16 protein-coding genes and 2 pseudogenes are annotated in these 25,718 nt (G+C 41.3%); 14 read left to right on the forward strand and 4 right to left on the reverse strand.

Annotated features, from left to right (window positions below):
* The first annotated feature begins 83 nt into the window (after positions 1-83).
* The 14 genes and pseudogenes from QZ135_RS09880 to QZ135_RS09945 all read left to right on the forward strand — a co-directional run bounded on the left by QZ135_RS09880 (position 84) and on the right by QZ135_RS09945 (position 16,749).
* Positions 84-2,072, forward strand: a complete 1,989-nt coding sequence (locus QZ135_RS09880) for an NPCBM/NEW2 domain-containing protein (RefSeq protein ID WP_294608546.1) — start codon at positions 84-86, stop codon at positions 2,070-2,072.
* A 22-nt stretch (positions 2,073-2,094) separates the two neighbouring features.
* A complete protein-coding gene (locus QZ135_RS09885; protein WP_294608503.1) occupies positions 2,095-3,174 on the forward strand; it encodes a PHP domain-containing protein in 1,080 nt (359 codons plus the stop codon).
* 126 nt (positions 3,175-3,300) lie between these two features.
* On the forward strand, positions 3,301-5,193 hold the full coding sequence (locus QZ135_RS09890; protein ID WP_294608505.1) for a hypothetical protein: 1,893 nt from the start codon (positions 3,301-3,303) through the stop codon (positions 5,191-5,193).
* Positions 5,194-5,206: 13 nt separating this feature from the next.
* Positions 5,207-6,955, forward strand: coding sequence for an O-antigen ligase family protein (locus QZ135_RS09895; protein WP_294608507.1), 1,749 nt, complete (start codon positions 5,207-5,209; stop codon positions 6,953-6,955).
* A 25-nt stretch (positions 6,956-6,980) separates the two neighbouring features.
* The gene (locus QZ135_RS09900) at positions 6,981-8,354 is read left to right on the forward strand and encodes a C39 family peptidase (protein WP_294608509.1); all 1,374 of its coding nucleotides are present in this window, start codon (positions 6,981-6,983) and stop codon (positions 8,352-8,354) included.
* Between the two features lie 18 nt (positions 8,355-8,372).
* Positions 8,373-8,807 (forward strand): hypothetical protein, encoded by a 435-nt coding sequence (locus tag QZ135_RS09905; protein WP_294608511.1) that lies wholly within the window; start codon positions 8,373-8,375, stop codon positions 8,805-8,807.
* Between the two features lie 434 nt (positions 8,808-9,241).
* A pseudogene (locus QZ135_RS09910) lies at positions 9,242-9,739 on the forward strand (glycoside hydrolase family 27 protein); the annotation flags it as partial.
* 50 nt (positions 9,740-9,789) lie between these two features.
* Positions 9,790-10,362 carry a hypothetical protein gene (locus tag QZ135_RS09915; protein WP_294608513.1) on the forward strand — a complete coding sequence of 191 codons (573 nt, stop codon included), beginning with the start codon at positions 9,790-9,792 and terminating at the stop codon, positions 10,360-10,362.
* A 5-nt stretch (positions 10,363-10,367) separates the two neighbouring features.
* Positions 10,368-10,913, forward strand: coding sequence for a hypothetical protein (locus QZ135_RS09920; protein WP_294608515.1), 546 nt, complete (start codon positions 10,368-10,370; stop codon positions 10,911-10,913).
* 242 nt (positions 10,914-11,155) lie between these two features.
* Positions 11,156-11,272 (forward strand): annotated as a pseudogene (locus QZ135_RS09925) (ABC transporter ATP-binding protein); the annotation flags it as partial.
* A 76-nt stretch (positions 11,273-11,348) separates the two neighbouring features.
* On the forward strand, positions 11,349-12,557 hold the full coding sequence (locus tag QZ135_RS09930) for a glycoside hydrolase family 27 protein (protein WP_294608517.1): 1,209 nt from the start codon (positions 11,349-11,351) through the stop codon (positions 12,555-12,557).
* A gap of 18 nt (positions 12,558-12,575) precedes the next feature.
* Complete coding sequence (locus tag QZ135_RS09935; protein ID WP_294608519.1) at positions 12,576-13,748, forward strand: FN3 domain-containing metallophosphoesterase family protein; 1,173 nt, start codon at positions 12,576-12,578, stop codon at positions 13,746-13,748.
* Positions 13,749-13,767: 19 nt separating this feature from the next.
* Positions 13,768-15,930: a glycoside hydrolase family 97 protein gene (locus tag QZ135_RS09940; protein WP_294608521.1), complete on the forward strand. Its 2,163-nt coding sequence runs from the start codon at positions 13,768-13,770 to the stop codon at positions 15,928-15,930.
* A gap of 114 nt (positions 15,931-16,044) precedes the next feature.
* Positions 16,045-16,749: an SGNH/GDSL hydrolase family protein gene (locus tag QZ135_RS09945; RefSeq protein WP_294608523.1), complete on the forward strand. Its 705-nt coding sequence runs from the start codon at positions 16,045-16,047 to the stop codon at positions 16,747-16,749.
* Between the two features lie 93 nt (positions 16,750-16,842).
* Here the strand turns inward: QZ135_RS09945 and QZ135_RS09950 are convergent, their stop codons facing one another.
* The 4 genes from QZ135_RS09950 to dnaJ all read right to left on the reverse strand — a co-directional run bounded on the left by QZ135_RS09950 (position 16,843) and on the right by dnaJ (position 25,710).
* Complete coding sequence (locus QZ135_RS09950) at positions 16,843-18,171, reverse strand: RagB/SusD family nutrient uptake outer membrane protein (RefSeq protein ID WP_294608526.1); 1,329 nt, start codon at positions 18,169-18,171, stop codon at positions 16,843-16,845.
* 20 nt (positions 18,172-18,191) lie between these two features.
* The gene (locus QZ135_RS09955; protein WP_294608528.1) at positions 18,192-21,458 is read right to left on the reverse strand and encodes a SusC/RagA family TonB-linked outer membrane protein; all 3,267 of its coding nucleotides are present in this window, start codon (positions 21,456-21,458) and stop codon (positions 18,192-18,194) included.
* 206 nt (positions 21,459-21,664) lie between these two features.
* Positions 21,665-24,292 carry a zinc-dependent metalloprotease gene (locus tag QZ135_RS09960; RefSeq protein WP_294608530.1) on the reverse strand — a complete coding sequence of 876 codons (2,628 nt, stop codon included), beginning with the start codon at positions 24,290-24,292 and terminating at the stop codon, positions 21,665-21,667.
* Positions 24,293-24,537: 245 nt separating this feature from the next.
* A complete protein-coding gene (gene dnaJ / locus QZ135_RS09965) occupies positions 24,538-25,710 on the reverse strand; it encodes a molecular chaperone DnaJ (protein ID WP_294608532.1) in 1,173 nt (390 codons plus the stop codon).
* Between the last annotated feature and the right edge of the window lie 8 nt (positions 25,711-25,718).

A 25,718-nucleotide genomic window follows, 5' to 3' on the forward strand; every position in this document is an offset into this window, starting at 1 on the left:
AATAGAGCTATAGATAAACTATGTATTTGTCGGATGAACCCTGTTTTGAAATGGAATTTATTAGAATTAAGAAGAATATGAAGATGAAAAAGTGCGCGGCAGTCTTAGCCGTGATGTTGATGGGGGCTTGGAGTTTACAGTCTTGTGACAACGGACCTACTAAAGAAGTCTGGTTAGACGAATTCGGACAAGACTCTTGTTATGTTCAGGATTGGGGAATGGTAGAAATTAACCGTTCTGTAGTGCATACACCGCTTACGGTGAATGGAGTGGTTTATGAACGTGGGCTGGGTGCCCACTCCATCAGTCGTTTACTCTACGAACTGGGTGGCAAAGCAGTATCAATATCCGGTTTGGCTGGTGCTGACGACAAGAATCTGTTTGCCGGTAACCTTCAATTCAAAATCCTCGGTGACAGGAAAGAACTCTGGAAGAGTGGTGTCATGAAGAAAGGGGATCCTGTAAAGGAATTCAATGTGAACCTGAAAGGAATTGACAAAGTTTTGCTATTGGTAGAAGAGTGTGGAGATGGTATCATGTACGACCATGCAGACTGGTTGAACGTGAAGATCACTACCCGTGGAGATGTAAAAACGATTCCCGCATGGGCTAAACCGGTTGCCAAGGAAAAGTATATCCTGACACCGCCGGCTCCTGAGACACCGGTCATTAATAACCCGTTAGTCTTTGGTGCACGTCCGGGAAATCCATTCTTGTGGTCGATAATGGCTACTGGTAACCGTCCGATGACGTTTAAAGCTACGGGACTTCCCGAAGGCGTGAAATTGAATCCGGCTAATGGACATATCACAGGTAAAGCTACAACGAAAGGTGAATACAAGGTACAGTTGAAGGCTACCAATGATAAAGGTACAGCGGTGAAAGAAGTGACAATCAAAATCGGTGATGAGATTGCCTTAACTCCTTCAATGGGCTGGAATAGCTGGAATTGCTGGGGACTTTCTGTAAACGATGAAAAAGTACGTGATGCTGCCCGTATGATGAATGAAAAACTGCACTCTTACGGTTGGGAATACGTGAATATTGATGATGGATGGGAAGCTGCGGAACGCACTAAACAAGGTGAAATTCTTTCCAATGACAAGTTTCCTGATTTCAAAGCACTGACAGATTATATTCATGGCTTGGGTCTGAAGTTTGGTATTTATTCTTCTCCGGGTGCTACCACTTGTGGTGGTCATATAGGCAGCTATCTGCACGAAGAAATTGATGCCAAAACATGGGAACGCTGGGGTGTTGACTACTTGAAATATGACTATTGCGGTTATCTGGAGATAGAGAAAAATTCAGAAGAGAAAACAATTCAGGAACCGTATATCGTGATGCGAAAAGCATTGGATAAAGTAAAACGCGACATCGTTTATTGTGTAGGCTATGGAGCACCCAATGTATGGAACTGGGCTCCTGAGGCAGGCGGTAACCAATGGCGTACCACCCGTGATATTACAGATGAGTGGAATGTAGTGACTGCTATCGGTACTTTCCAAGATGTCTGTGCTGAGACCACTGCTCCGGGGAGAAACAACGACCCTGACATGCTGGTGGTAGGAAAACTCGGTCAAGGCTGGGGAAGTAAAGTGCACGATTCTTATCTGACGGCGGACGAACAATATTCTCATATCTCTTTGTGGTGTCTTCTTTCTTCTCCTCTCTTGATAGGTTGCGACATGGCGAACATGGATGACTTCACACTGAATCTTCTGACGAATAATGAAGTAATCTCTGTTAGCCAGGACCCGATGGTAGCTCCTGCAAAGAAGAGGATAGTAGAGAATGGACAAATCTGGTCTAAGAAGTTGCATGATGGTTCCTATGCAGTAGGTCTCTTCCATGTAGACCCTTACTTTATCCTTTGGGATCAAGATGATGCTGAGGCTATGCAAATGCGTGAGTATGACTTCAATTTTGATTTGAAACAGCTCGGTATTGATGGTAAAGCAATGGTTCGCGATTTGTGGAGACAGAAAGATTTGGGAGAAGTAAATGGTAGCTTTCAGACAAAAGTACCTTATCATGGAGTTACTTTCGTGAAGTTCACTCCGGTGAAGTAAAAATCTGCAAAATAATAAAAGAATGAAAAAATTATATCTATCCTTAGCTTTTTTATCGACTTTTACTTTCCAGGTTGCTGCACAATTGCAGGGACTGGATGTAGTGAAGGTTCCGGAGGCACAACAGCCTTATTCGGGAGAATATGTCTATATCCCTGATGTGGACGGTTATAAAACTTTGAAGTGTGATTTTCATACTCATACCATTTTTTCTGATGGAGATGTGAAACCGGAAAACCGGGTATGGGAGGGTGCTATCCGTGGATTGGATGTGATTGCTATAACGGATCACATTGAATATCGTCCGAACAAATTCATTACGGCTGACCATAATGAGTCTTATAGACGAGCGAAGACAGTAGAGGGGAGTTCTAATCTGGTCGTGATACCGGGTGCTGAAATAACCCGTTCCAAGCCATTGGGACATATCAATGCTCTTTTTTTGAAGGATGCAAATGCTTTGGATGTAGAAGACCCGTTGGTAGCAATCGATAATGCTTTGGAGCAAGGTGCTTTCATCATGTGGAATCATCCCGGATGGCCGAATGACACGAGTACTATTTATAAAGTCCATAAGGATTTGATTAAACAAAAGAAGATACATGGTGTGGAGTTGGTGAATGGCTTTGAGTATTATCCGAAAGCATTCAACTATTGTAAGGAGTATAACCTGACGTATATGGGTAATACAGATATCCACGGTGTATATAAGCAGACATATCGAACTGACAAACAGTATGGTCCGATGACTATAATCTTTGCCCGGGAACGTTCGCACGAAGGGGTGAAAGAAGCATTATTTGCCGGACGTTCTGTTGTGAAATTCGGGGATATTCTGATTGGGGCCGAAAAGAATCTGACTGCTTTGGTAAAGGCTTGCCTGGCATATGAGGTGAAGGAAGTGAATGGTAATCAGGCATTAGTTAAAGTAGTGAATAAATCGACACTGAACTTTGAAATCTTACTGGATAATAAGGCTGGCACTATTTTGGGAAATGCTACAGTTGAACTGAAGGTTCGCTTAAATGATAAGGTGAAGTTCACCAACACTTATATTACGGATAACAGCCAGTTGGTGATTGATATAGCAACTTTGCGATAATTGCTCGTGAAGGAGGGATCGTTTGTATAAGTAGTTTTTCACATCTGTATTCTTTAGTGTATGAGAAATGTTTTATTACTTATTGTTGTTTTGTCAATTTGTAATTCTTGTTCGAAAAATTATAAGTTGGAACAAGCATTGGCTTTGTCTAAAGATAATAGAGCCGAATTAGAGAAAGTATTGGATCATTATTCTGAACAACCAGGGGATGTTCTTAAATATAAAGCCGCACTTTTTCTGATTGAAAATATGAAAGGATACTATTATAGGGATTATGTTTATGGTGACAGATATTTTCATATTATAGATTCTTTATGTCAGGTGGAAGGCTATGTGGTAAATAATCTTATGTCGGATATTGATAGTGTAAGCTGGGTACTGAATAGGAAAATCTTAAAAGGAAAAGCGTTGATGAGGGCTGATTTGGAACATATTACAGCTGCCCAATTGATACATCATATTGATTTGTGTTTTGAGGCATTAACGTATCCTTGGTGCAAAGAATTAGATTTTGCGGATTTTTGTGAATATGTGTTGCCATATAGGATTGGGACAGAAAGAGTAGAGGATTGGATGGAAACATACAGAGATAGTATGAAGGTATGTCTTGAGATGTTTACACAAAAAAATATGTGTGACTCTAGTATATGTAATTATTTGCTCCGGAACTTTGCAAGAAAGGATTTCTTTTATACGACTATCATTCCGGACCTTCCTCCATCGTCCTTGCTTTATACAAGAATTGGTCTTGGTGATTGTAAGGAGTTGCAGGCATTAACTACTTATTCTTTAAGAGGTATTGGTATCCCGATAGCTATTGACTTTACTCCTCAATGGGCTAAAAGGAGTTTGGGGCATAGTTGGTGTGTATTAGTGGGGCCGGACTATCAGATTCCATTCTTATATTACGATAAAGTTCCTTTTGGCCAACATATTTCTAGTCTGCAACAGCGAGATGGTTTGGCAAAAGTTTACAGAAGAATGTATAGTGAACAAAGTGAATCTCTGGCAATCCTTAATCCACAGGAAGAAATTCCTGCCTTATTTAAAGATAGTCACTTAAAGGACGTGTCGGATTTGTATTTTGAACCAGTAGATGTTAAGATAAAATTATCTATATTTCCTCCTTCTGCTAAAGAGTATGTATACTTATCAGTATTTGATAACCAGAATTGGGTTCCCGTAGCTTGGGGAAAAATAAAAAATCAAATAGTGACATTTAAAAAGGTCTCGAAAGGAAATGTTTATCTAGCAACTTACTTTCATCAAGGGGAAGTATATCCTGCCTCAAATCCATTCATTGTGGAAGAAAATGGGCTAATTAAGTGGTTGAATCCCGATAGGAGTAAATTAACCTCTGTTTGCTTGAAAAGGAAATATCCTGATAAAGAAAATGTTTATGAGTTGGCGAAGAACAGAACTATTGGAGGAAAGTTTCAGATAACAACAGCAGAGGATGCGAATAACTTTACAGATATTTATACTATTATTGATTTTCCGGCGACATTAGCTCCGACATCAATCATGTTGGATAAACCTGTAGAGGCAACAGCATTGAGATATGTATCGGCCCCAAACTCAAATGTTTATCTTGCAGAGTTGGAAGTGTACAATGAACAGGATGAACTGATAGAAGGTGAAATTATTGGTACGGAAGGGAGTTGGTATAATAATGGGCGTGATAAATACATGGTCTTTGACCATGATATGCTGACATACTTTGATGCACCGGTTTCGTCTGATGGATGGGTCGGTTTACAGTTTAAGAGAAAGGAAAAAGTGGGACGTATAGTGTATGCGCCATATAATGATGATAACGGTATCAATAAAGGAGAATTATATGAATTGTTTTATTTCGATGGAGGTTGGGTTTCTTTAGGAGAAAAGTATGGAGACAGTTCTTATATAATGAAGTATAACCAGGTTCCTGGAAATGCGTTATTACTATTGAAAAATAAAACTAAGGGTAAAGAAACTCGCATTTTTACCCAAGAAGACGGCAATCATAAATGGTGGTAAGGTAATGTATAAGGTGAAAAATAAAATAGATATTTCAGTTTCAATATTGGTGGGGGTAATCGTTATACTATCAGTGTCCGGTTTCCCTTCTGATATATTTGGCTTTACGAGAATGTCTGCTGTTTTTAGTGTATCAGCAATATCTCTCATAGTAGGCTTGCTACTTTCTTTAACTTATAAAAGGAAGTTCAGGATCCATAAGATTGATATATTTTGTTGGTGCTTTTTGCTGTTTTACATGCTTGATTTTCATCATATGGATGCTTTATGGAACATCGGTGCCTTGTGTTTGCTAACTTTGTTTGTGGCTATTCGTTTCTTGAGGTACATATCTTATATTACTATATTTAAATGTACTCTTGTTGCATTAATATGGTTTACCGGTTGGGGGTATCTGCAAATCTTTGAATATATACCTTCCTACAGTATCCATTTTTCTATGACAGGTCCATTTCATAATCCGGCAGTTCTGGCTATAATACTTAGTCTGTTATTAGGGGTGGCATTAAATGGCTTTATAATATTCTATGATTACTTGAAGAAACGTCGCATGTTGCTTGTCGGTATGGTGTTGATCGTGGCTTTTTCCGTACCTCTTTTGATATTGACTTATGCTAGAGCGGCTTATGTGTCTTTGTTGGCTTCTGTACTTTATTGCTTATACATAAAATTTGTATTTATCAAACAGAAGAATGTACGGTTGTTTTATATTCTTGGAACTATGATTCTGCTTCCGATATTTATCGGAATACTATATACATTAAAACCACAATCGGCTGACGGACGTTTGTTGGTATGGAAAATTAGTGGGAAAATGATACAGGATAGACCTGTTTTAGGGTTTGGTAAGGGAGGGTTTGCGGCAAATTATCTGTATTATCAAGCTGATTATATGAAATCATCCACTTCTCTTTCAGAAAAAAAACTAGCGGGAAGTACTCATTTGGCTTTTAATGAGCTGTTGCGTGTGACAGTAGAACATGGATTGATGGGATTTTTTGTTTATCTAACATTTGTCATTTGGGCGTTTCTGCCTCCCTCAAAGAGGGATGCTGTATCTATCATAACTAAATCAGTTATAGTGGGAATTGTGTCGTGGGGCATGTTTGCCTATCCGGATCAAGTGTTTCCTGTGCTTACGCTCTTGGTTATAGCAATGGCCTGCTATTTGAATAAAAAAACAGAAAATGAACGCAGCTTGTCTATGAATCGTTTGTTCCAGAAAATTATGGTAATAGGTCTGTGTTGTGCAGCTCCATTTTTAGGTGAACGGCTTTTGATGAAGTGGAAAGCTTATCATAGATTATACACTATATTGCAGTTTCATTCTTCCTGTGAAATTGCAGCTCAGCCAGATGTTTATATAAGGTTTAAAAAAGAAATGATAGATGATATTGGGTTTGCTTATTTCTACTGTCAAGTGCTGAGAAAAGGTCATCAGGAGAGTGAATATCTTTATGTACAGCACCTCTTAGAACAACGTTTTCCTTCTCCCGGATTATTATTGATGAAAGGAGATTATTTGAAAGAACAAGAAAAATGGAAAGAAGCTGAAGAGACATATATATTGGCTGCTTATATGGTGCCTGCATTACAAACCCCTCGTGCAAAACTAGCTTTTCTGTATAATGAAATAGGTAAGAAGGAGGAGGCTGTGGCAATAGCTCACGAACTACTGACCGAGAAAGTTAAGGTATACGATTTTACTACTTTCTATTTGCATCGTGATTTAAATAAAATCTTCGAAGATGAGTTAAGATAATGTTTAATTAAAAAATGAAAAACGCATGAAACACATTGAAAAATGGAAAAAGTGGCGTATTCTGATACACATAGGTGTGTTGGGTACGTTGTTAGCCTGTACAGAACAAATGCTGCACGACGATGATTCGCCTACGGACGAACTAACCGTATCAGTAGCCCGACAATGGTATGATAATCAGTATGCTCCAATAGTGATGACACGTACCTGTGAGGAGGATGGGAAAGAATTGCCTGTAAAGCCTGATTGGGAAGGAGCTAAAACGAGTTCTTGGGGGCGATTTGAAACCGTGGAAACTCCTATTCTGACGAATGGAGTGCACTTGATTATCGATTCGGAAACTGCTTTACATTGGGACCCTTGTACAAAAGTTGATTATATCTGTAATACGACAAGAATGGTGGTGTTGAAAGATAAAATAACCGGTAAAATGCGTAGTTTTGTGATGATATTCGTAGGCTCCTATAATTATCTGAAAAATACCGGGAATATGGCAAAGAATAGCTATTTATATCGCGAACCTGATTATGATGGCTTGGTTTTATTCTATGCTATTAACGGTTCCTTTATCAATGGCTGGAGATATTCTGATGGTAAAATAGTAGGCTATCTTTCACCTTCCTGTGATACGCAGGCAGAATCTTTCGTTTCTACGCGTGGTATGCAACAGGTGTGCCACGATATTTGTACCACAGAATATAGCTATAATTGCCATGATGAATATGTATTGGTTGGAGGTGATATGGAAACTGGGCTTATTTATGATACAGTTACATATTGTGATCTTGTTCCATATGAAAGGTGTTATCGTGAATGTGAATTTGTGGATGATGGTAAAGTGGATCCCAATAATCCTTATCCGCCGGGTGGAGCAGGAAATCCGGAACCGGAAAATCCTGATAAACCAGTGGTTGAACCTACTTATGTAACTCCTATTAAATATACGCCGAGTAGTAGCGACCATCTGGCAAAGAAAAAGTTGCCAACAACAATGACTACTCAACTGCCCAATGGTTGTGTAATTGCTATAATGGAATATGTTGACAATAAAGTTTTTAATGGAAAATTAAATCAAGGCGATTTGTTGCAATATTATTATACACAACATAAATTAAATATTTATAATGTTGGAGTTGATTTAGATAAAATAGATGGGCTCGTTGACTGTTTTTTTAGAACTACAGATTTTTCTACTTATAGGTCTGCTATAGATGCTGGTCATGTAGTGATGACTGATATATATAGCTCAATATCAAATTCTACGCATAATATTCTTATTGTAGGGTATCGGTCTGGTGAGAATTTAATTTATATGGATCCAGAAAAAGGTGAATGGAGTGTTGTATCTGAATCATCTTTGATTAAAAATTATAATATTGTTATTACTGGAATAAAATAATTATTTAAAACTATAGTTATGAATGAATTTAAATTAAAAATGATTATTTCATTTATTAGTATATACCTATTAGTATATACTGGAAAGGCTTTTGGACAAGAACCAACTACTCTCAGTCTTTTGACAAATAAAGAATGGATTATGCAGTTCCCTGAAAAACAAAATTTCTCTTACAAATTAACATATGATACACATATACAAGCTTATACTTTTATTTATAGTGATGGTGGATATGTAGATAAGGTGCCTTATTATTTGTCAGATAAAGTTGTTAGTAACTTTGATTCCACAAAAGTTGGTAAATGTGATTGTGGTAAATATATTGTTACCCTTATAACTCCTAAAAATGAAAAGAAAAGAGTTTTAGTTTATGAAATATTGGAGTTGTCTAATCATAATTTAATATTGAAGAGCTTAAATAATAACAGTATTCTTCAATTTAAAGTTGAATAATATTTATTACATACGTTTATGATAATAGAAAAATTGGCGTATAGTTGCTATCTCATAATAATGTGAGATAGTAGAAGAATATTGGGACATGGAATATTGATGGATCTATTGACGCACCGACTCCTTCTTCTTTGAATGTTGGGTTTAATGATAAACGTAAAATATTTTAAAGACAAGGGAATTGGGGGGATACAATTATTGCCGCCTAGAAATTGCTTTGGAAATTAAATGAAAAGTTAGGTATTTGGTGGGAGACGGAAGGTGATGAAACACTTGAAAGCTCAGTAAGACTATCAGCTTTTCTGTTCCTGAGGAGGTTGTTATAATAAAACAAGAATAGCTCTTTCAGTCTTCTGGATATGTTTCATGGACAGAATCTTGATGAAAAAAGGAGAGAGATAATGATCATTTTTTCCTAAAAAACTAATTGTAGTATGAAGAAAAGATTTTTGTGTTTTGTAATAGTTGTGTGTATGTTCATTATTGTTCGTGCTGATGGTGCCGATCCACTGGCTTTGACTCCTCCTATGGGATGGAATAGCTGGAACTGTTTTAGTTGCGATGTCAATGAACGGCAGATACGGGATATGGCAGACCTTATTGTAGCAAACGGGATGAAAGATGCCGGTTATACCTATGTAAACGTTGATGATTGCTGGCAAGTGGATCGTGATGTAGATGGGAATATTGTGGTTAATTCAGTACGTTTTCCTTCCGGCATAAAGGCATTGGCAGATTATATACATTCCAAAGGATTGAAGTTTGGTATTTATTCTTGTGCAGATTTATATCCTTATGCCGGTCTGGGACATTGGAATGATCCTGATATGCTGCAGGTAGGTAATGGAGTACTCACTCCCGAAGAGAATCGTTCATATTTCACCATGTGGTGTCTGTTGGCGGCTCCACTGCTGGCTGGGAATGATTTGCGGACGTGATGATATTCGTAGGCTCCTATAATTATCTGAAAAATACCGGGAATATGGCAAAGAATAGCTATTTATATCGCGAACCTGATTATGATGGCTTGGTTTTATTCTATGCTATTAACGGTTCCTTTATCAATGGCTGGAGATATTCTGATGGTAAAATAGTAGGCTATCTTTCACCTTCCTGTGATACGCAGGCAGAATCTTTCGTTTCTACGTGTGGTATGCAACCGGTGTGTCACGATATTTGTACCACAGAATATAGCTATAATTGTCATGATGAATATGTATTGGTTGGAGGTGATATGGAAACCGGTCTTATTTATGATATAGTTACATACTGTGATCTTGTTCCATATAAAAGGTGTTATCGGGAATGTGAATTTGTGGGTGATGGTAAAGTGGATCCCAATAATCCTTATCCGCCTAATACAATAGGATATGGTGGTACTGAATCCCTTAAAGGAGCAATGGAAATATTGATGAATTCAATATTGAATAAAGGAGGTTTCTCGAAAGAACAACTACCTCTTTATAGAGAGGTTGCGAATAATTGGTATCAGTATTCAGGGACATATACAGAGTCCTTTCCACCCAAAGTATTGTATCAATATATAAAAAAATAAAGAATATGAAAAAGAATATTTTGATGATTGTGGTTATTCTGTTAAGTGCAACCACTTTAATGGGACAGACTGAATCCCAACATTTTGTGTATGAAAAGCATGAAAAACCTAATGATGGTTATATGACAATGAAGCCCAAAAACGAAATCAATCGTATTTTGGAGAAGGGTGGAGTTTTATTGGAACTTCCTTCTGAGACTAAAACTTCTTGGGGAGAGTATTCGAGAGTAAAACCTCTGCAGGAATTAGTGGATGAGGGGGTGCTTTCTAAACAAAGAATATTGGAATTAAAGAAAGAGGATAAAACGATAATAAACGTTTTCTTTGATGAGACTGGAATTGTAAGTTATGTTTATTTTTGGGTTATTCCCGGGACAAAATCTCTTTTGACAGATCAGGAACTTTATGACATAGCCCAAAGATATAAAGGGATTAAATATGATATGACAGGAGCCAAAGTTATTGAATCAGAGAAAGGCTCTAAAACCAGTTTTTATTGTTCGGACTTTTTTAAACTCCCGTATGAAGATTTAAAAAATAGTACTCCTTGACTGTAAAGAGAGCAGAAAGCGGGATTGTTTTCGCTTTCCGTTTTCTGCTTTCTTGAAATCGTACTTAGTTAAGATGTATCAAATGCATTTGGAAACAGCTGGAGTTATATGTCTAACTTGTGTTTGATCAAACGGTATTGCGCTTATAATAAATAAAGAATGGGGTTTACAGTTTCCATCAAAACAAAATTATATAGTAAAGGTTACGTATAATAGATGTACTGAAACTTATGTTGTAGCTTCTGATAAGCAGAAATTTGGAAACCCATGCTTTGTGTAATGTAAACATGGAAATACAGGATTCCGAGTTTGTATCTATAATGGAGCCATTAGGATGTGGGAAAAGTACATTGTTGAATTAGATGATAGGACCTAATATTATAATGAATAATATAAATATATAACAATAATTTTTTAATAAAAACCGATCGTATTATGAAGAAAAGAATTTTGTGTATTGTAATAGTTGTGTGTACGTGCATTATTGTTCGTGCCGATGGTGCCGATTCACTGGCTTTGACTCCTCCTATGGGATGGAATAGCTGGAACTGTTTTAGTTGCGATGTCAATGAACGGCAGATACGGGATATGGCAGACCTTATTGTAGCAAACGGGATGAAAGATGCCGGTTATACCTATGTAAACGTTGATGATTGCTGGCAAGTGGATCGTGATGTAGATGGGAATATTGTGGTTAATTCAGTACGTTTTCCTTCCGGCATAAAGGCATTGGCAGATTATATACATTCCAAAGGATTGAAGTTTGGCATCTATTCTTGTGCAGGGTCATTGACTTGTGCCGGACGTCCGGGAAGTCGTGGTTATCAGTTTCAGGATGCCCGTACTTATGCCGGGTGGGGAGTGGATTTCTTGAAGTATGATTGGTGTTTTGATGAGGCTCAAAGTCCTCAGGGAGCTTATCGTACTATGCGTGATGCTTTGAAAGCCAGCGGCCGTCCCATTGTATTCTCTATTTGTGAGTGGGGAAGTAGCAAACCGTGGACATGGGCAAAAGGAGTAGGACATTTGTGGAGAACTACGGGGGATATTATCAATGCTTTTAAAGGTACGGTACACTGGGGAGGATGTAGTGTAGTGGATATCATCGACAGGAATGCGGATCTATATCCTTATGCCGGTCCGGGACATTGGAATGATCCTGATATGTTGCAGGTAGGTAATGGGGTACTCACTACTGAGGAGAATCGTTCACACTTCACTATGTGGTGTATGCTGGCTGCTCCGTTGCTGGCTGGAAACGATTTGAGAACTATGGATAAAGAAACATTATCTATTCTTACGAATAAAGATGTAATAGCGGTAAACCAAGATGAACTGGGTGTACAGGGACGCCGTTACATGAAAATAGATCAACATGAAATATGGGTAAAACAGTTGTCCGATGGAGAAGCTGCGGTATGCTTCTTTAATCGTGATGAACAACCATGGACATTTGAGTATAAGTTTGGAAAAGACAAATCTCATCTTCATTTTGCAGATATCAGGCTTTGGGAATTGGAATATGATGTATATGATATCTGGAACAAGAACAAATATCTCGGAACTTCCAGTGATAACCTGAGTTTCCAAGTTCCTGCCCATGGTGTTGTCTTGGTAAAATTGTCTCCTAAAAATAAGAAGTGAGATTGATAATTGATTGTTATGAAAAGACTTTTATTCAGCGTAATATGTACGCTTATGGCTTTTACCGGATTTGCGCAGGAACAAATCTCGATTAAACATGGCCCGTATCTCCAGAACCTGAAGGAAACGGAAACTACAATTGTATGGGTGTCAAATAAAGTTTCTGTAGGGTGGGTGGAAGTAGCACCGGATGATGGTACAAGCTATTACCGCTTTGAACGCTCCAAATTTTTTGATGCTACGAATGGGGTGAAAAATGTTTCGCTATTACATGCAGTTCGTATCACCGGCCTTAAACCCGGTACCAGCTATCGTTACCGCATTTACTCTCAGGAGGTCTTGGAACGTAAAGGAGAAGAAATCGTTTATGGTAATGTAGCGGCTCCCAGTATCTATGATAAGCGTTCATTGAAGTTCACGACAAATGATCGTAATAAACCGGCAACTTCTTTTATTATGCTGAATGATATACACGGCAATACAGATTATATTCCAAAACTACTGAATATTGCAGGGTTCAAAGAGACGGATATGATTATTTATAACGGTGATATGATGAATTGGCTGATGGATGAAGAGGCGCTGTTCAAAGGTTTTATGGATATTACCGTAGATCTGTTTGCTACTAATAAGCCCATGTACTATGCTCGTGGAAATCATGAGACGCGTGGTTTGTTTGCAACTTCTTTCCAGCACTATTTCTCTCCTAAGGAGCCGCACTTGTATTTCTTGTTGCGACAAGGTCCGGTTTGTTTCATTTTCCTGGATACAGGTGAGGATAAGCCGGATTCTGATATAGAGTATCACGGTATCACGGATTATGATAATTATCGCACTGAGCAAGCTAAATGGCTTTCTGAAATTGTAAAATCTCCTGAATTTCAATATGCGAAATTCAAAGTCGTTATTGCTCATATGCCTCCCTTGCCTGACCGGGACTTATGGCATGGACAAGGAGAAGTTTTGGAAAAGTTTGTTCCCATTCTGAATGATGCGCAGGTAGATGTTATGTTATGCGGGCATCTACATCAGTATTTTAATAACAAGCCGACGGATAAAGTTCACTTCCCGGTCATTGATAATTCCTCAAATACAGTCCTTAAAGGTGTTGTAGAAGGAAATAAGTTGAATATGGAAGTGAAGAGTATGAATGGAGAGATAATAGATCAAATTTCCATCATGGCAAAATAGTGAATCATTTTTTTAAACTATGAATAATATGAGTTTTGTATTAAAAAAATCTTTTAGTTTCTTATTGTTTGTATGTGTGTGTGGAGCACTGATGGCTGAAAGTTTTACTTCACCGGACGGAAATCTTTACTTAGATTTTACAGTAAATGCTCAGGGAGAACCGGTATATCAGCTTTTCTATAAAGGTAAGGCTGTAGTGAAACCTTCAAAATTGGGTTTGGAGTTAAAGGATGATCCGGGACTTATGGATAATTTTACACTATCTGCTACTGAGACTTCAACTTTTGATGAACTCTGGAAACCGGTTTGGGGTGAAGTTGCACAAGTCCGTAATCACTACCATGAACTGACTGTGACTTTGGAACAGAAAGCCCAAAATCGTAATATGATTATTCGTTTCCGGCTCTACAATGATGGTTTGGGGTTCCGGTATGAGTTTCCATTACAAAGAAATCTAAATTATTTTATTGTAAAAGAAGAACATACCCAGTTTGCCATGACTGGTGATCATATTGCTTTTTGGATACCGGGTGACTATGATACGCAGGAGTATGATTATACCCAATCCAAACTATCTGAAATACGGGGCTTAATGAAGAGTGCTGTAACGGTAAATGCTTCTCAATTTGTATTTTCTCCTACAGGAGTCCAGACATCCTTGCAGATGAAAACGGCTGAAGGATTATATATCAATTTGCACGAAGCTGCTCTGGTAGATTACTCTTGTATGCATCTCAACTTGGATGATAAAAATCTGATATTTGAGTCTTGGCTTACTCCTGATGTTCTGGGCAACAAGGCATATATGCAAGCTCCTTCCAAGACTCCTTGGCGTACCATCATTGTAAGTGATGATGCACGGGATATTTTGGCATCCAAGCTGACTTTGAACCTGAACGAACCTTGCGCCTATGATGATGTGTCTTGGATTAAACCGGTGAAGTATATCGGTGTGTGGTGGGAGATGATTACAGGTATGAAGTCGTGGAGCTATACGGATGAGTTGCTTGCCATGAGATTTGGTGAAAACGATTATACCAAGATTAAACCGAATGGTCGTCACGCAGCCAATAATGAGAATGTGAAAAGGTATATTGATTTTGCGGCTGAGCACGGTATAGATCAGGTATTGGTAGAAGGGTGGAATGAAGGCTGGGAAAGCTGGGGAGGAAGTTCCAGGGATTTTGTTTTTGATTTTGTTACGCCTTATCCCGATTTTGATGTGAAGATGCTGAATGCCTATGCACAAAGTAAGGGAGTCAGATTGATGATGCACCATGAAACGTCGGCTTCCGTTCGTAACTATGAGCGCCATTTGGATAAGGCTTATCAATTTATGGTAGATCATGGTTATAACTCTGTAAAGAGCGGATATGTTGGTGATATTATCCCCCGTGGTGAACACCATTACGGACAATGGATGAATAATCATTATTTGTATGCGGTGAAAAAAGCAGCTGAATATAAAATTTGTGTAAACGCTCATGAGGCAGTCCGTCCTACAGGTTTGTGCCGTACTTATCCGAATTTGCTGGGTAATGAGTCAGCCCGTGGTACAGAGTTTGAGCCTTATGACGGAAACAAACCGTTTCATACTACACTACTGCCTTTTACCCGTCTGATTGGCGGGCCAATGGATTATACTCCCGGTATTTTTGATATTTGCCTGACATTCCTAAATCGTGAAAATCATGGGCAGATTCATACCACTCTTGCCAAACAATTGGCCTTGTATGTCACCCTTTACAGTCCGTTACAAATGGCGGCTGACTTACCGGAAAGTTACGAGCGTCATTTGGATGCTTTCCAATTCATTAAAGATGTTGCCGTTGATTGGGACGACAGTAAATATCTTGAAGCTGAACCGGGAGATTACATAACTGTAGCTCGTAAGGCAAAAGGTACAGGCAACTGGTTTGTAGGTGGTATTACGGATGAAAATGCGCGTGTTTCTACTTTTACTCTTGACTTCTTAGAACCGGGAAAAGAATATGTGGCAACTTTATATGCTGATGCTAAAGATGCTGATTACGAAAAGAATCCTACCGCATACCAGATAAAGAAGGGTATTGTGACTGGTAAAACTAAGATGTCCATAAAATTGGCGCGTAGTGGAGGCTTTGGCTTAAGTTTGATTGAAGCTACGGCAATAGATAAGAAGACTGTGAAGAAATGGAAATAATACAGATGATAAATTGTAGAATGGTCCTTGAAATTAATTAGAATGTGATGAAAGAATCAATCTTTTTGCAGGGATCTTTTTATCTTTGCATATCCTAATAATTAATATCTAAGTATGAAAATGAAAAGATTAAAACAAAGTTTGCTATTGATTACTATCCTGGGAGGGTTATCAATAAGTGGAGCATATGCTCAGAAAAATGATTTTGCCAATTTAGCTCGTTATGCAAAAGAAAATGCTGCACTTTCAAAGCCCGTAAAGAAAGAGAAGAGAGTGGTCTTCATGGGAAATTCCATTACGGAAGGGTGGGTGAGAACTCATCCTGACTTCTTTAAAACAAATGGATATATAGGTCGCGGTATCAGTGGGCAAACCTCTTACCAATTCTTGTTGCGTTTTCGTGAGGATGTTATTAATCTTTCTCCGGTTTTGGTAGTCATAAATGCCGGAACTAATGATGTTGCCGAGAATGTAGGTCCATACAATGAGGAATACACATTTGGAAATATTGTTTCGATGGTAGAATTGGCTAAAGCGAATAAAATAAAGGTGATTCTGACTTCTGTACTACCGGCGGCAGCTTTTAAATGGAGACCGGAAATAAAAGACGCTCCTCAGAAAATCCAATCATTGAATGCCCGTATAGAAGCGTATGCAAAAGCAAATAAGATTCCTTATGTGAATTATTACCAGGCAATGGTGTTGGATGAAAACGGAGCACTAAATCCTAAATATACAAAAGACGGAGTACATCCGACAAATGAAGGGTATGACATAATGGAACCAATCATTCAAAAGGCTATTGAAGATACGCTTTAAAAGAATGGATAACTCATAAGAAAAACCTCCTTTCTCTATTACCATAACAGGATGAGAAAGGAGGTTTTCTTATTAATCAACTCTATTTGTTTATTAGTTTGACAACTCCGGATTCGCCGCAATCGCCTCTCTCGGAATCTGAATCGTATAGCGTTGGTCATCCTGTTCCAATACATAAGTTCCTCCCTTGATCACTTTTTCAATACGAGGGCGGGTGGTACGGCGCAGGTCGAACCAGCGGTGTCCTTCAAAAGCGAGTTCACGTTTACGCTCGTCCAGAATTTCCTGTATCAGTGCCTCTTTAGCCATTGCCTCGACAGCGGTAACTTTGGTCGTGTAAGCTTCCGGCGTATAGCGCTTCTGCATTAACTCCAGCAATCGGGTGCGTGCCTGGGGTAATTTGTCCGATTGTGCAGCTGCTTCTGCTGAATTCAGATACATTTCGCCCACACGGAAGGAGCAACGGAAATCATCTTTTCCACTCTTCTGACTGAAACGGTAACCGTTCTTGTCAGCCGGTTTGAAGTAAGCATCCAGGCGCAAATCTCCTTTCCCATATGAAGATGCCAAAGCTTCGGACAGCACCGCTGCCTGAGTGTAGTTAGAAGACATGCCGCGTTCCAAAGCGGTGATATTCTCTACAGACTGATAGTTGTTCGGCAGCATAAACGCTTCGTCGTTGAAATCTTCCAGTGTATTCTTCTCGGCAAGAACGGATTCAGCAGCCTTATATGCATTGTCCCATTGTCCCATATACAAATATACACGGGCACGGAGAGCTTTTACGGATAAGGTGGTGAAACGATAAGAAAACTTCTGTTCCCAAGCATCCTTGTTAATCAACTTTTCAGCTTCATTGATATCTGAGAGTACAGACTCATAAATCTGTGCAACTGTGTTCTTCTTCAGAATTTCGTTGATATCGCTGTTCAGTTTCAACGGCACAGCTTTTGTTTCTAACGCTCCCGGACGGGTGTAAGGCTGTCCGTAAAGATTTACCAACAGGAAATGCATGTAGGCACGGAGCAGATAACATTCGCCAATCAGTTGGTTGATATCTTCTTCGCTTCCTTCATTGATTGAATTCCGCTCTTCTATGGTATAGTTTGCGGTGAACATGATGCTGTAGAAGTTCTTCCACTCAAAGGAAGTAGTCTGCCCCGGAGCGCTGAAGTCATCCCAGCATTCTATTTTTCCGTAACGGTCCTGTTCCCAGCTATCATCTTTTACATACATTTCGTCTGAGCGGAAACAAGCCAGTCCTCTGGCATCGGGAACATTCTTGTATGATGTGGCAATTAGTGCCCTGTACTCAGCCAAAGTCTGGGGTATCACTTTTCCCGTAGGCTGAATATCCAGCATATCGCAGGCAGTCAGCAATACTACACTGCTCATCAATAACATGATATATATCTTTCTCATTGTTGTTACTCTCTATAAAATTAAAAAATCAGGTTCAGGCTTAAGGTAACGGACTTCGGAGCCGGTGTTGCATAAGCATTGGACATGGTTTCCGGATCGAGGTAATTCTTATAGCTTGAGCCGAATACCAATAAGTTACGTCCCTCTATGGCAACCGTGGCAGAAGTCATTCCCAACGTGCGACTGAAGTTAGTGGGCAATGTATAGCCCAACCGAATATTTTGCAGTCTCACATAGTTCAGGTCTCTGATCCAAATATCCAGGTTACGGTATATTTCATTCTGATTTGAATACCACATATATTCGTCCAGACGTTCGTTCTGACTCAGCAGAACCGGGAAGATCGTTTCCGTATTTTCCGGAGTCCAACGGTTCAGGATGTCACGGTTTGTGTTGCGTCCTTTGTCAAAGTCAACGATGGAGTAGGTGGGCTGGCTGCGTACTTTTCCACCGAAGTCGAAGCTGAAGTTGACGCCCAGTTCGAATGCCTTGTAGGTGAAAGTATTGTTGAAACCGCCCGTATAAGGGCAGTCGGCAGTACCAACATACGTGTAAAGTTCGCGACGTTCGCGGGCTGTCAGGTCGGTTGCTCCGAATCCCCATTCCTGCAATTTAAAGAATTCCATAGCCGATACGGCTTTTCCGTCTTTATCCTGAAACATCGGATAACCTTCTTCATCCAGTCCGGCCGTTTTCAGGGCAAACAAGGCTCCTACAGGATATCCTTCGCGTCCCGGTTCCAGGGCATCTTCGCGCAGTGCTTCTTTCAGTACTTTATTGTTGTTGTATGCGAAGTTGAAATTAGTAGTCCACATGAAGTTTTTGGTGTGGACATTGCGTGTGCTGAGGGCAACTTCGACACCTTGGTTCTGCATACTGGCCCAGTTGACGGTCAACATTTCAAAACCGGTTTCCAACGGCAGCATCTGAGTACCAATCAAATCTACCCCTTTGCGATAATAGTAGTCTACGCTCAGGTTGATAGCCTGATTCAATACTGCAAAGTCAAATCCGGCATTTACAGAGTGGGTTTTCTCCCAGCGCAGTTTCTTATTCGGGGCGCCGGAAACGTCAATCATGTCTTCTGAACCTCCCGGCAGAATGTTTTCAACTCTGTAATTTCCCAGAAGGAAAGGAGAAGTGTTTTTATCTATGTTTCCCTGCAAACCGTAGGATGCACGGATCACCAGGTTGTCTATCCATTTGGTGCCTGCCATAAAAGGTTCCTGAGAAACACGCCACAAACCACTGACTGAATATAATGGCAGATAACGGTACTTCTTGTCTACACCGAAAAGGTCGGAACCGTCGAAACGGATACTTCCGCCCAATGTATAGCGGTTCAGTAAAGAATAAGACAGGGTTGAGAAAGCGGACACATATGCATTCTCCACATGACCCTTCTCATGCAACTTGAATGCCTTGCTTTCCTCCGGGAAGATAATCGGCTTGGTTGTCAACGTCTTCCGGTCAAATCCATAACCGGCGCTGTACAGCTTTTCCTCCCATGTCTTACGGATTTCCGTTCCCACCATTACTTCAAATTCATGGATGTCGTTGTAGGTATCGCGATATTCTCCCATCGCTTTCCAGGTGAGTTGAGACAACGAGTTTTCGTTAGCCTTATGGAATCCTCCTTCCGGCAGATAAGTTACACCATTGCTGCGGTGATTCTTCTTTTCTTTACGCATGGCAAAAGATTCTTCGTCGGCAATCTTTTCGATAGATTTCTTATCGAGTTGCAGTCCAAGTTGGGTTGTAATCTTGAACCGGTCGTCAAAACGCAACTCTGCATCGAAGATGGAAGAAAGTCCGTTAATGGTAGTTTCATTGGTGGTATTTCTTTGTTCTTCGAAAGGATTGAGGCCAAAGTCCATGTCTACATCATTCTCCACGTCGATGTCATAGTTGTAGTTACCATTGGCATCATAAGGCGTGAAGTAAGGATTAGCCAGACGCGAGTAGAATATCGGATTGGTTAAGCCATCTGAATCCGGCAGATAACTCGAATTCTTACGGCGGTTGGCAAACATCGAAGCACCTACTTTCAGGATACTGTTCACTTTATAACTGGTCTTCATTACTAAGTTCAGACGTTCGGCAGATACGTTCGGCACATTACCATTTTCTTTCATATATCCGAAAGAAGTATAGTAAGTTGCCTTTTCGCTACCACCGGAAAGAGACAGGTTATACTCTTGCGTAAATGCGTCACGGAAAAGTATATCACTCCAATCCGTATTGGTTGCCTTCAGTTTGTTGATGGCACTTTGAGCGTTTGGCGACAAAGCGTCCCAGCCTCCGTCTTTGAAATTGCCCAGTTCGTTCATGCCGGAGATGATGCGGTATACTTCACCTTTGGTTTCCCGGTAAGGATAGCCGGCTGCCAGCAGGTCGAGTTCCAGACCTACTTTTTCTTCCGAGTTCAACAGATTCAAGCGGTCTATATTCAACTTCGGAGAATAGGTCAGTTTGGTAGAAAAATTGATAACCGGTTTTCCTACTTTACCTTTTTTGGTGGTGATCACAATGACACCGTTGGCGGCGCGGGCACCATAAATGGCAGTTGCGGCAGCATCTTTCAGTACGGTGATGTTGTCGATGTCAGCTGGATTGAGACCGGCAATGGCAGTCTGGCCGATGTTGTCGATGTCTTTCAGTACCTCCATGTTGGGAATGTTGGTCCCTTCCAATGGAATGCCGTCCAACACCCACAAAGGGTCTTGCGTACCATTCAGGGAGGATGTACCGCGAATACGGATTTTGGCAGGAGCACCCGGAGTACCGGAAATGTTGCTTACGGAAAGTCCGGCAATCTGTCCGGCCAATGCCTGGTCTATGCTTTTGGTTGCACCTACCATCTGGTCCGAAATATCAATTTTCGATACGGCAGCCGTCAGTTTGCGGCGTTCCACCGTTTGGTATCCCGTCACAACTACAGCATCAAGCATGTGTGCAGAAGGCTGGAGGGTAATGTTGTATTGACTTTTGCCTGGTATGAGCTTCACTTCCATTACATCATAGCCCACATAGCTACAATAAAAGCGGGTAATACCTTCCGGGATGGAGATTGAGAACTTACCGTCAATATCTGTAATGACACCGATCGTTGACTGGTTATTCCCGTTTTTCTTCAAATCATCAGTCGTCACATAGACGGAAGCACCGATGAGAGGTAAATTATCTTCGGAAGAAATTACTACACCCTCTATCTGCCGGTTTGCGGCAAGGGCGTAACTAAGGGTTCCTATCAGTAATAGGAACGTGACAGATAAGCGTTTTTTCATCTGTTAAAATAATAAAATTAATACTTATATTGAAAACAGGTTTTAGCTACAAGCTACGAGTTAGCAGCTACAAGTTGCTGCGCTGTACTTGTGTGGGTGTGTGTCAAAATAAAGATTATTCTATTTTTGACGCATCGCCCGGCTATCATGCCGAAAGGCACTTGTAGCCTGTAGCTCGTCACTAAATTTAGCACTATGCGCTAAATTTAAAGTCCTAATGCCGTATTAATACGGAGAATCATGTCCTTATAATGATATTTAGTTGCTACGTCCGATGTTCTCAGACGACTTTGAAGCAAATCTTTGATGCGAAGCAATTCGCCTCGTTTCACAGAAATGGCATCCGAGATACGGTTCAGTTGTGAGCCGTAGAAGTTCAATTCGCGGCGGGCACCCATGCGGTCGGCATCCAGTGAACGGTGGGCATGCTCGTCACAACTACACAACGGCAATTGGCTATCCAGCAGGAAATGATTATCCATTAATTTCTTATTGATCTTCACACCTTCACTTTCGGCAGCAGCTGTAATCAGGGCGTCCACAAAATTCTTCTGTAAGGCACGCGTCATGACATCGGGCAACGCTCCACGCTCAGTGGTTGCGAAGATGCTGCGATGCAAGCCATCCATCAGTTCTACAGCCGTGAAGGCTTTCTTTCCGTTCACCGCTTCGTTTTCGAGCATGCGCACCAGGCGGTTGTTGCCCAACAGATCCCAAAGAATATACGACTGTGCATTTTTCAGCACCTGAGTCGGTGCATTCTCTACCACACCCAGCGGAGTGTTGCGAAGCAGATACGTATATTCGCCAACTTCGGTATCGAACAACCATTTCGGGTAAGTCAGCACTTCATCCAGCAAGAATTTCAGGGCAGCCTGTTGCTTTTCTTTTTCTACAAAAGTGTACGTCTTCTGTCCGTCGCCTACCACTGTGTTTTCTATATAAATACCGCCTACATTGGCAAGCACATGATACAGATAATTGTTCCACTGGTTGATAACCGCATAATAGAGGCGTGAAGCTTCTTCGTAGGTCTGTCCCTTTTCACCGGTTGTTGTCCATCTGATGATTTCGGGAACAATGCGTTTCAGGTTGGCAATACCATACTGTGAAGAACGTACGGCATCATCTCCCAAATCTTCGTTCTGTGCACGAGGGTCTACGGCATCGCGCACATCCTGTGCTTCGCTATATTTATAAAGACGGTCCGTATGGCGGCTCAGGAAGTCATAAAGCAAGTCTTTCTCTTCTTCCGGAGTCTCCTTGCCATACCAACGGTAACCGTATTCAATGGCAAAAATATCATAGGGGCCGATATGTGGAGATAGTGCAGTGACACCATCACCCGGCTGTGCCACATAGTTGAAGCGGGCATAGTCCATGATGGAAGAGGAAGTAGAGTTCATCCGGTCGGTGAATGACTTGGAACGGAGCGAGTCGGTGGGAAATGCCCACGAACCCATCATGTTGTGGCGCAGACCTAATGAGTGTCCCACCTCGTGGCAGGCCACAAAGCGCATAGCGTCGCCCATCAGTTCGTCGGACAGCTTGATGCCACGGGCTTCCGGCCTTACGGTTCCGGTTTGTACGGTGATCCATTCCTGAAGCATGTTCAATACATTGTGCCACCACATGATGTCCGCTTCCAGGATTTCTCCTGAGCGTGGGTCAAGAATAGATGGCCCCATGGCGTTAGCCTTGGTTGAAGCGGCATAAGTCAGAACGGAGTAGTTTACGTCGTCCATGTCTATCGCCACGCTGTCGGTGACATCTTTAGCAATGATTGCGTTTTTAAAGCCGGCACGCTCAAAGGCCACCTGCCAGTCTTCGATGCCCTGCTTGATGTACTTGCGCCAGCGATACGGTGTGGAATTTTCTATATAGAACACGATGGGTTTTGCCGGTTCCACCAATTCACCACGCAGATAGCGTTCGCGGTCTTCCGGTTTTGGTTCCAGACGCCAACGGGTGATGAATTGCTGTTTATTTACCCGTTGCTGTCCATCGCTGTAACTCAGCAGTGGATTGGTGAAGTAACCCACACGGGCATTATCGAGCCGGCCTGCCATTGGCGTTTCCGGCAGCAACATCAGTGAAGAACTTACTTCAACCGTCACATAAATGGAAGTCGTTCCTTCGGTCACTTTTGTGGTCAGTTCGGAGGTGGCCACCACATTGTTCTCGAATGCTTTGATCGAGAGGATGCGAGAGAGGTTCTTGATAGAAGAAGTCCCCAGGTTGATGTTGGTGAATACGTTATTAATGCTTGTTTCCGTACCGTCGTAAATATCGTTCACCTTGATGACCATGGCGGTGGAGTCATTATTGAATGCCTCGATTTTGAAACCGGCTATCAGAGGTGAGATGTAATTATCACGTACGGACTGGCTGATGGCATCCCCGGCAGGAGCGAGGGGGAGAGGGCGGCTCTGGCGGATTAGTAATTTGTTCGTTGCCTTGTCCAGTTCGAAGCGCACCATCTGGTTCTCGTAGTTCGTGCCACGGTTCACTCCGGCTTCGTTCAGCTCGGACGGAACACGTTGTAGCTTGTTCACTACCAGCATATCTCTGTCCAGCAGGTTCGTGGGCACCTCAAAGTAATAATCATTCTTTCTCTGGTACACGTTGAACATACCGCGGCGCAGGATGCTACCGTCTCCGGTCAGTTTTTCGTACTCGTTTTTGGATTTAACGCTGTCGTTGGGTTCGCTTTTCTTCTTCTTGCGGAACCAGCCCATGGAATCGGGCGTAGAATTTACAGCATGCAACACAGCAGGCTCGCACATGAAAGCGCCTGTAGCCACTGTAGTAAGTAGGATTGTTTTAAGTTTCATCAGCTTTAATCAATTATCATCAACCCTCTTGCACTACTCATAGAGCGAGGGGTGGCAAAGATAGTAAAACTATCTAAGTGGATAGATGATTGTTGTCCGTTTTGACGTTTTTTGTTTAATATTTCAAATTTTCATGTATCTTACCATAAATTACACAGATATGCACAAATTATAAAAGATGTGCTTCGGCACATACATACTTTATAATCTGTGCATATCTGTGTAATCTGTGGTGAAACCTTGTTTTAATCAAACAAGCTCTTGAACTTCTTGAATATCTTCTCTTTAATTGAAGTGTTCGGTTTGAAGTTGTCTGACGTTTCCATTTCCTCGAGCGCTTTCTTTTCGTCTTTATTAAGTGTTTCAGGCACGTATACGCTGACGTTTACCAATAAGTCACCCGTACCATATCCATTCACACTCGGCAGACCTTTTCCGCGCAGGCGGAGTACTTTGCCCGGTTGTGTTCCCGATTCAATCTTCACTTTCACCTTTCCGTCAATGGTCGGTATCTCTACCGCACCGCCCAAGGCGGCTGTCGGGAAACTGAGAAGCAGGTTGTAAATCAGGTCGTTCTCATCGCGAATCAGCTCCTTGTCTTGTTCTTCTTCTACGAGAATCAGCAGATCGCCCGGCACACCATTGTGCTTGCCGGCATTTCCCTTACCGCCCATAGAAAGCTGCATGCCTTCCATTACGCCTTTCGGAATATTTACACTTACCACTTCTTCACCGTAAACGATACCCTCTCCGGCACACTCCTTACACTTGTTTTTGATGATTTTACCTTCACCGCCGCAAGTAGGACAGGTGGCTCGTGTCTGCATCGTGCCAAGAATTGTCTGTTGATTGCGGATGACTGTACCGCTACCTTTACAGGTGGCGCAAGTCTCCGAACCGCTATCACCTTCGGCGCCGGTTCCATGGCAATGGTTACAGGGAACGTATTTCTTCAGTTTGAATTTTTTTTCTACACCGGTGGAAATCTCTTTCAGGTTCAGTTTCACTTTTACACGCAGATCCGAACCGCGGAAACGGGCACGTTGCTGCTGTGAACCTCCACCTCCAAAGCCTCCTCCGAAGCCGCTGAAACCGCCGCGTCCACCGAAGATGTCTCCGAACATGGAGAAGATATCATCCATAGACATACCACCGCTGAAACCACCGAAAGGGCCTCCGTTACCGGCAGCACCACTCATTCCGGCATGGCCGAACTGGTCGTAACGGGCACGCTTGTCCTGATTGCTTAGCACGTCATATGCCTCTGCCGCTTCTTTGAATTTCTCTTCAGCCACTTTGTCACCCGGGTTTTTGTCCGGATGATATTGAATGGCTTTCTTCCGGTAAGCTTTCTTAATCTCCTCTACCGATGCTGTCTTCTCTACTTCCAGTACTTCGTAGTAATCTCTTTTTTCCATATATATTA

Source organism: uncultured Bacteroides sp., assembly GCF_905207245.1.
In the GTDB taxonomy this organism is placed as follows: Bacteria; Bacteroidota; Bacteroidia; order Bacteroidales; family Bacteroidaceae; genus Bacteroides.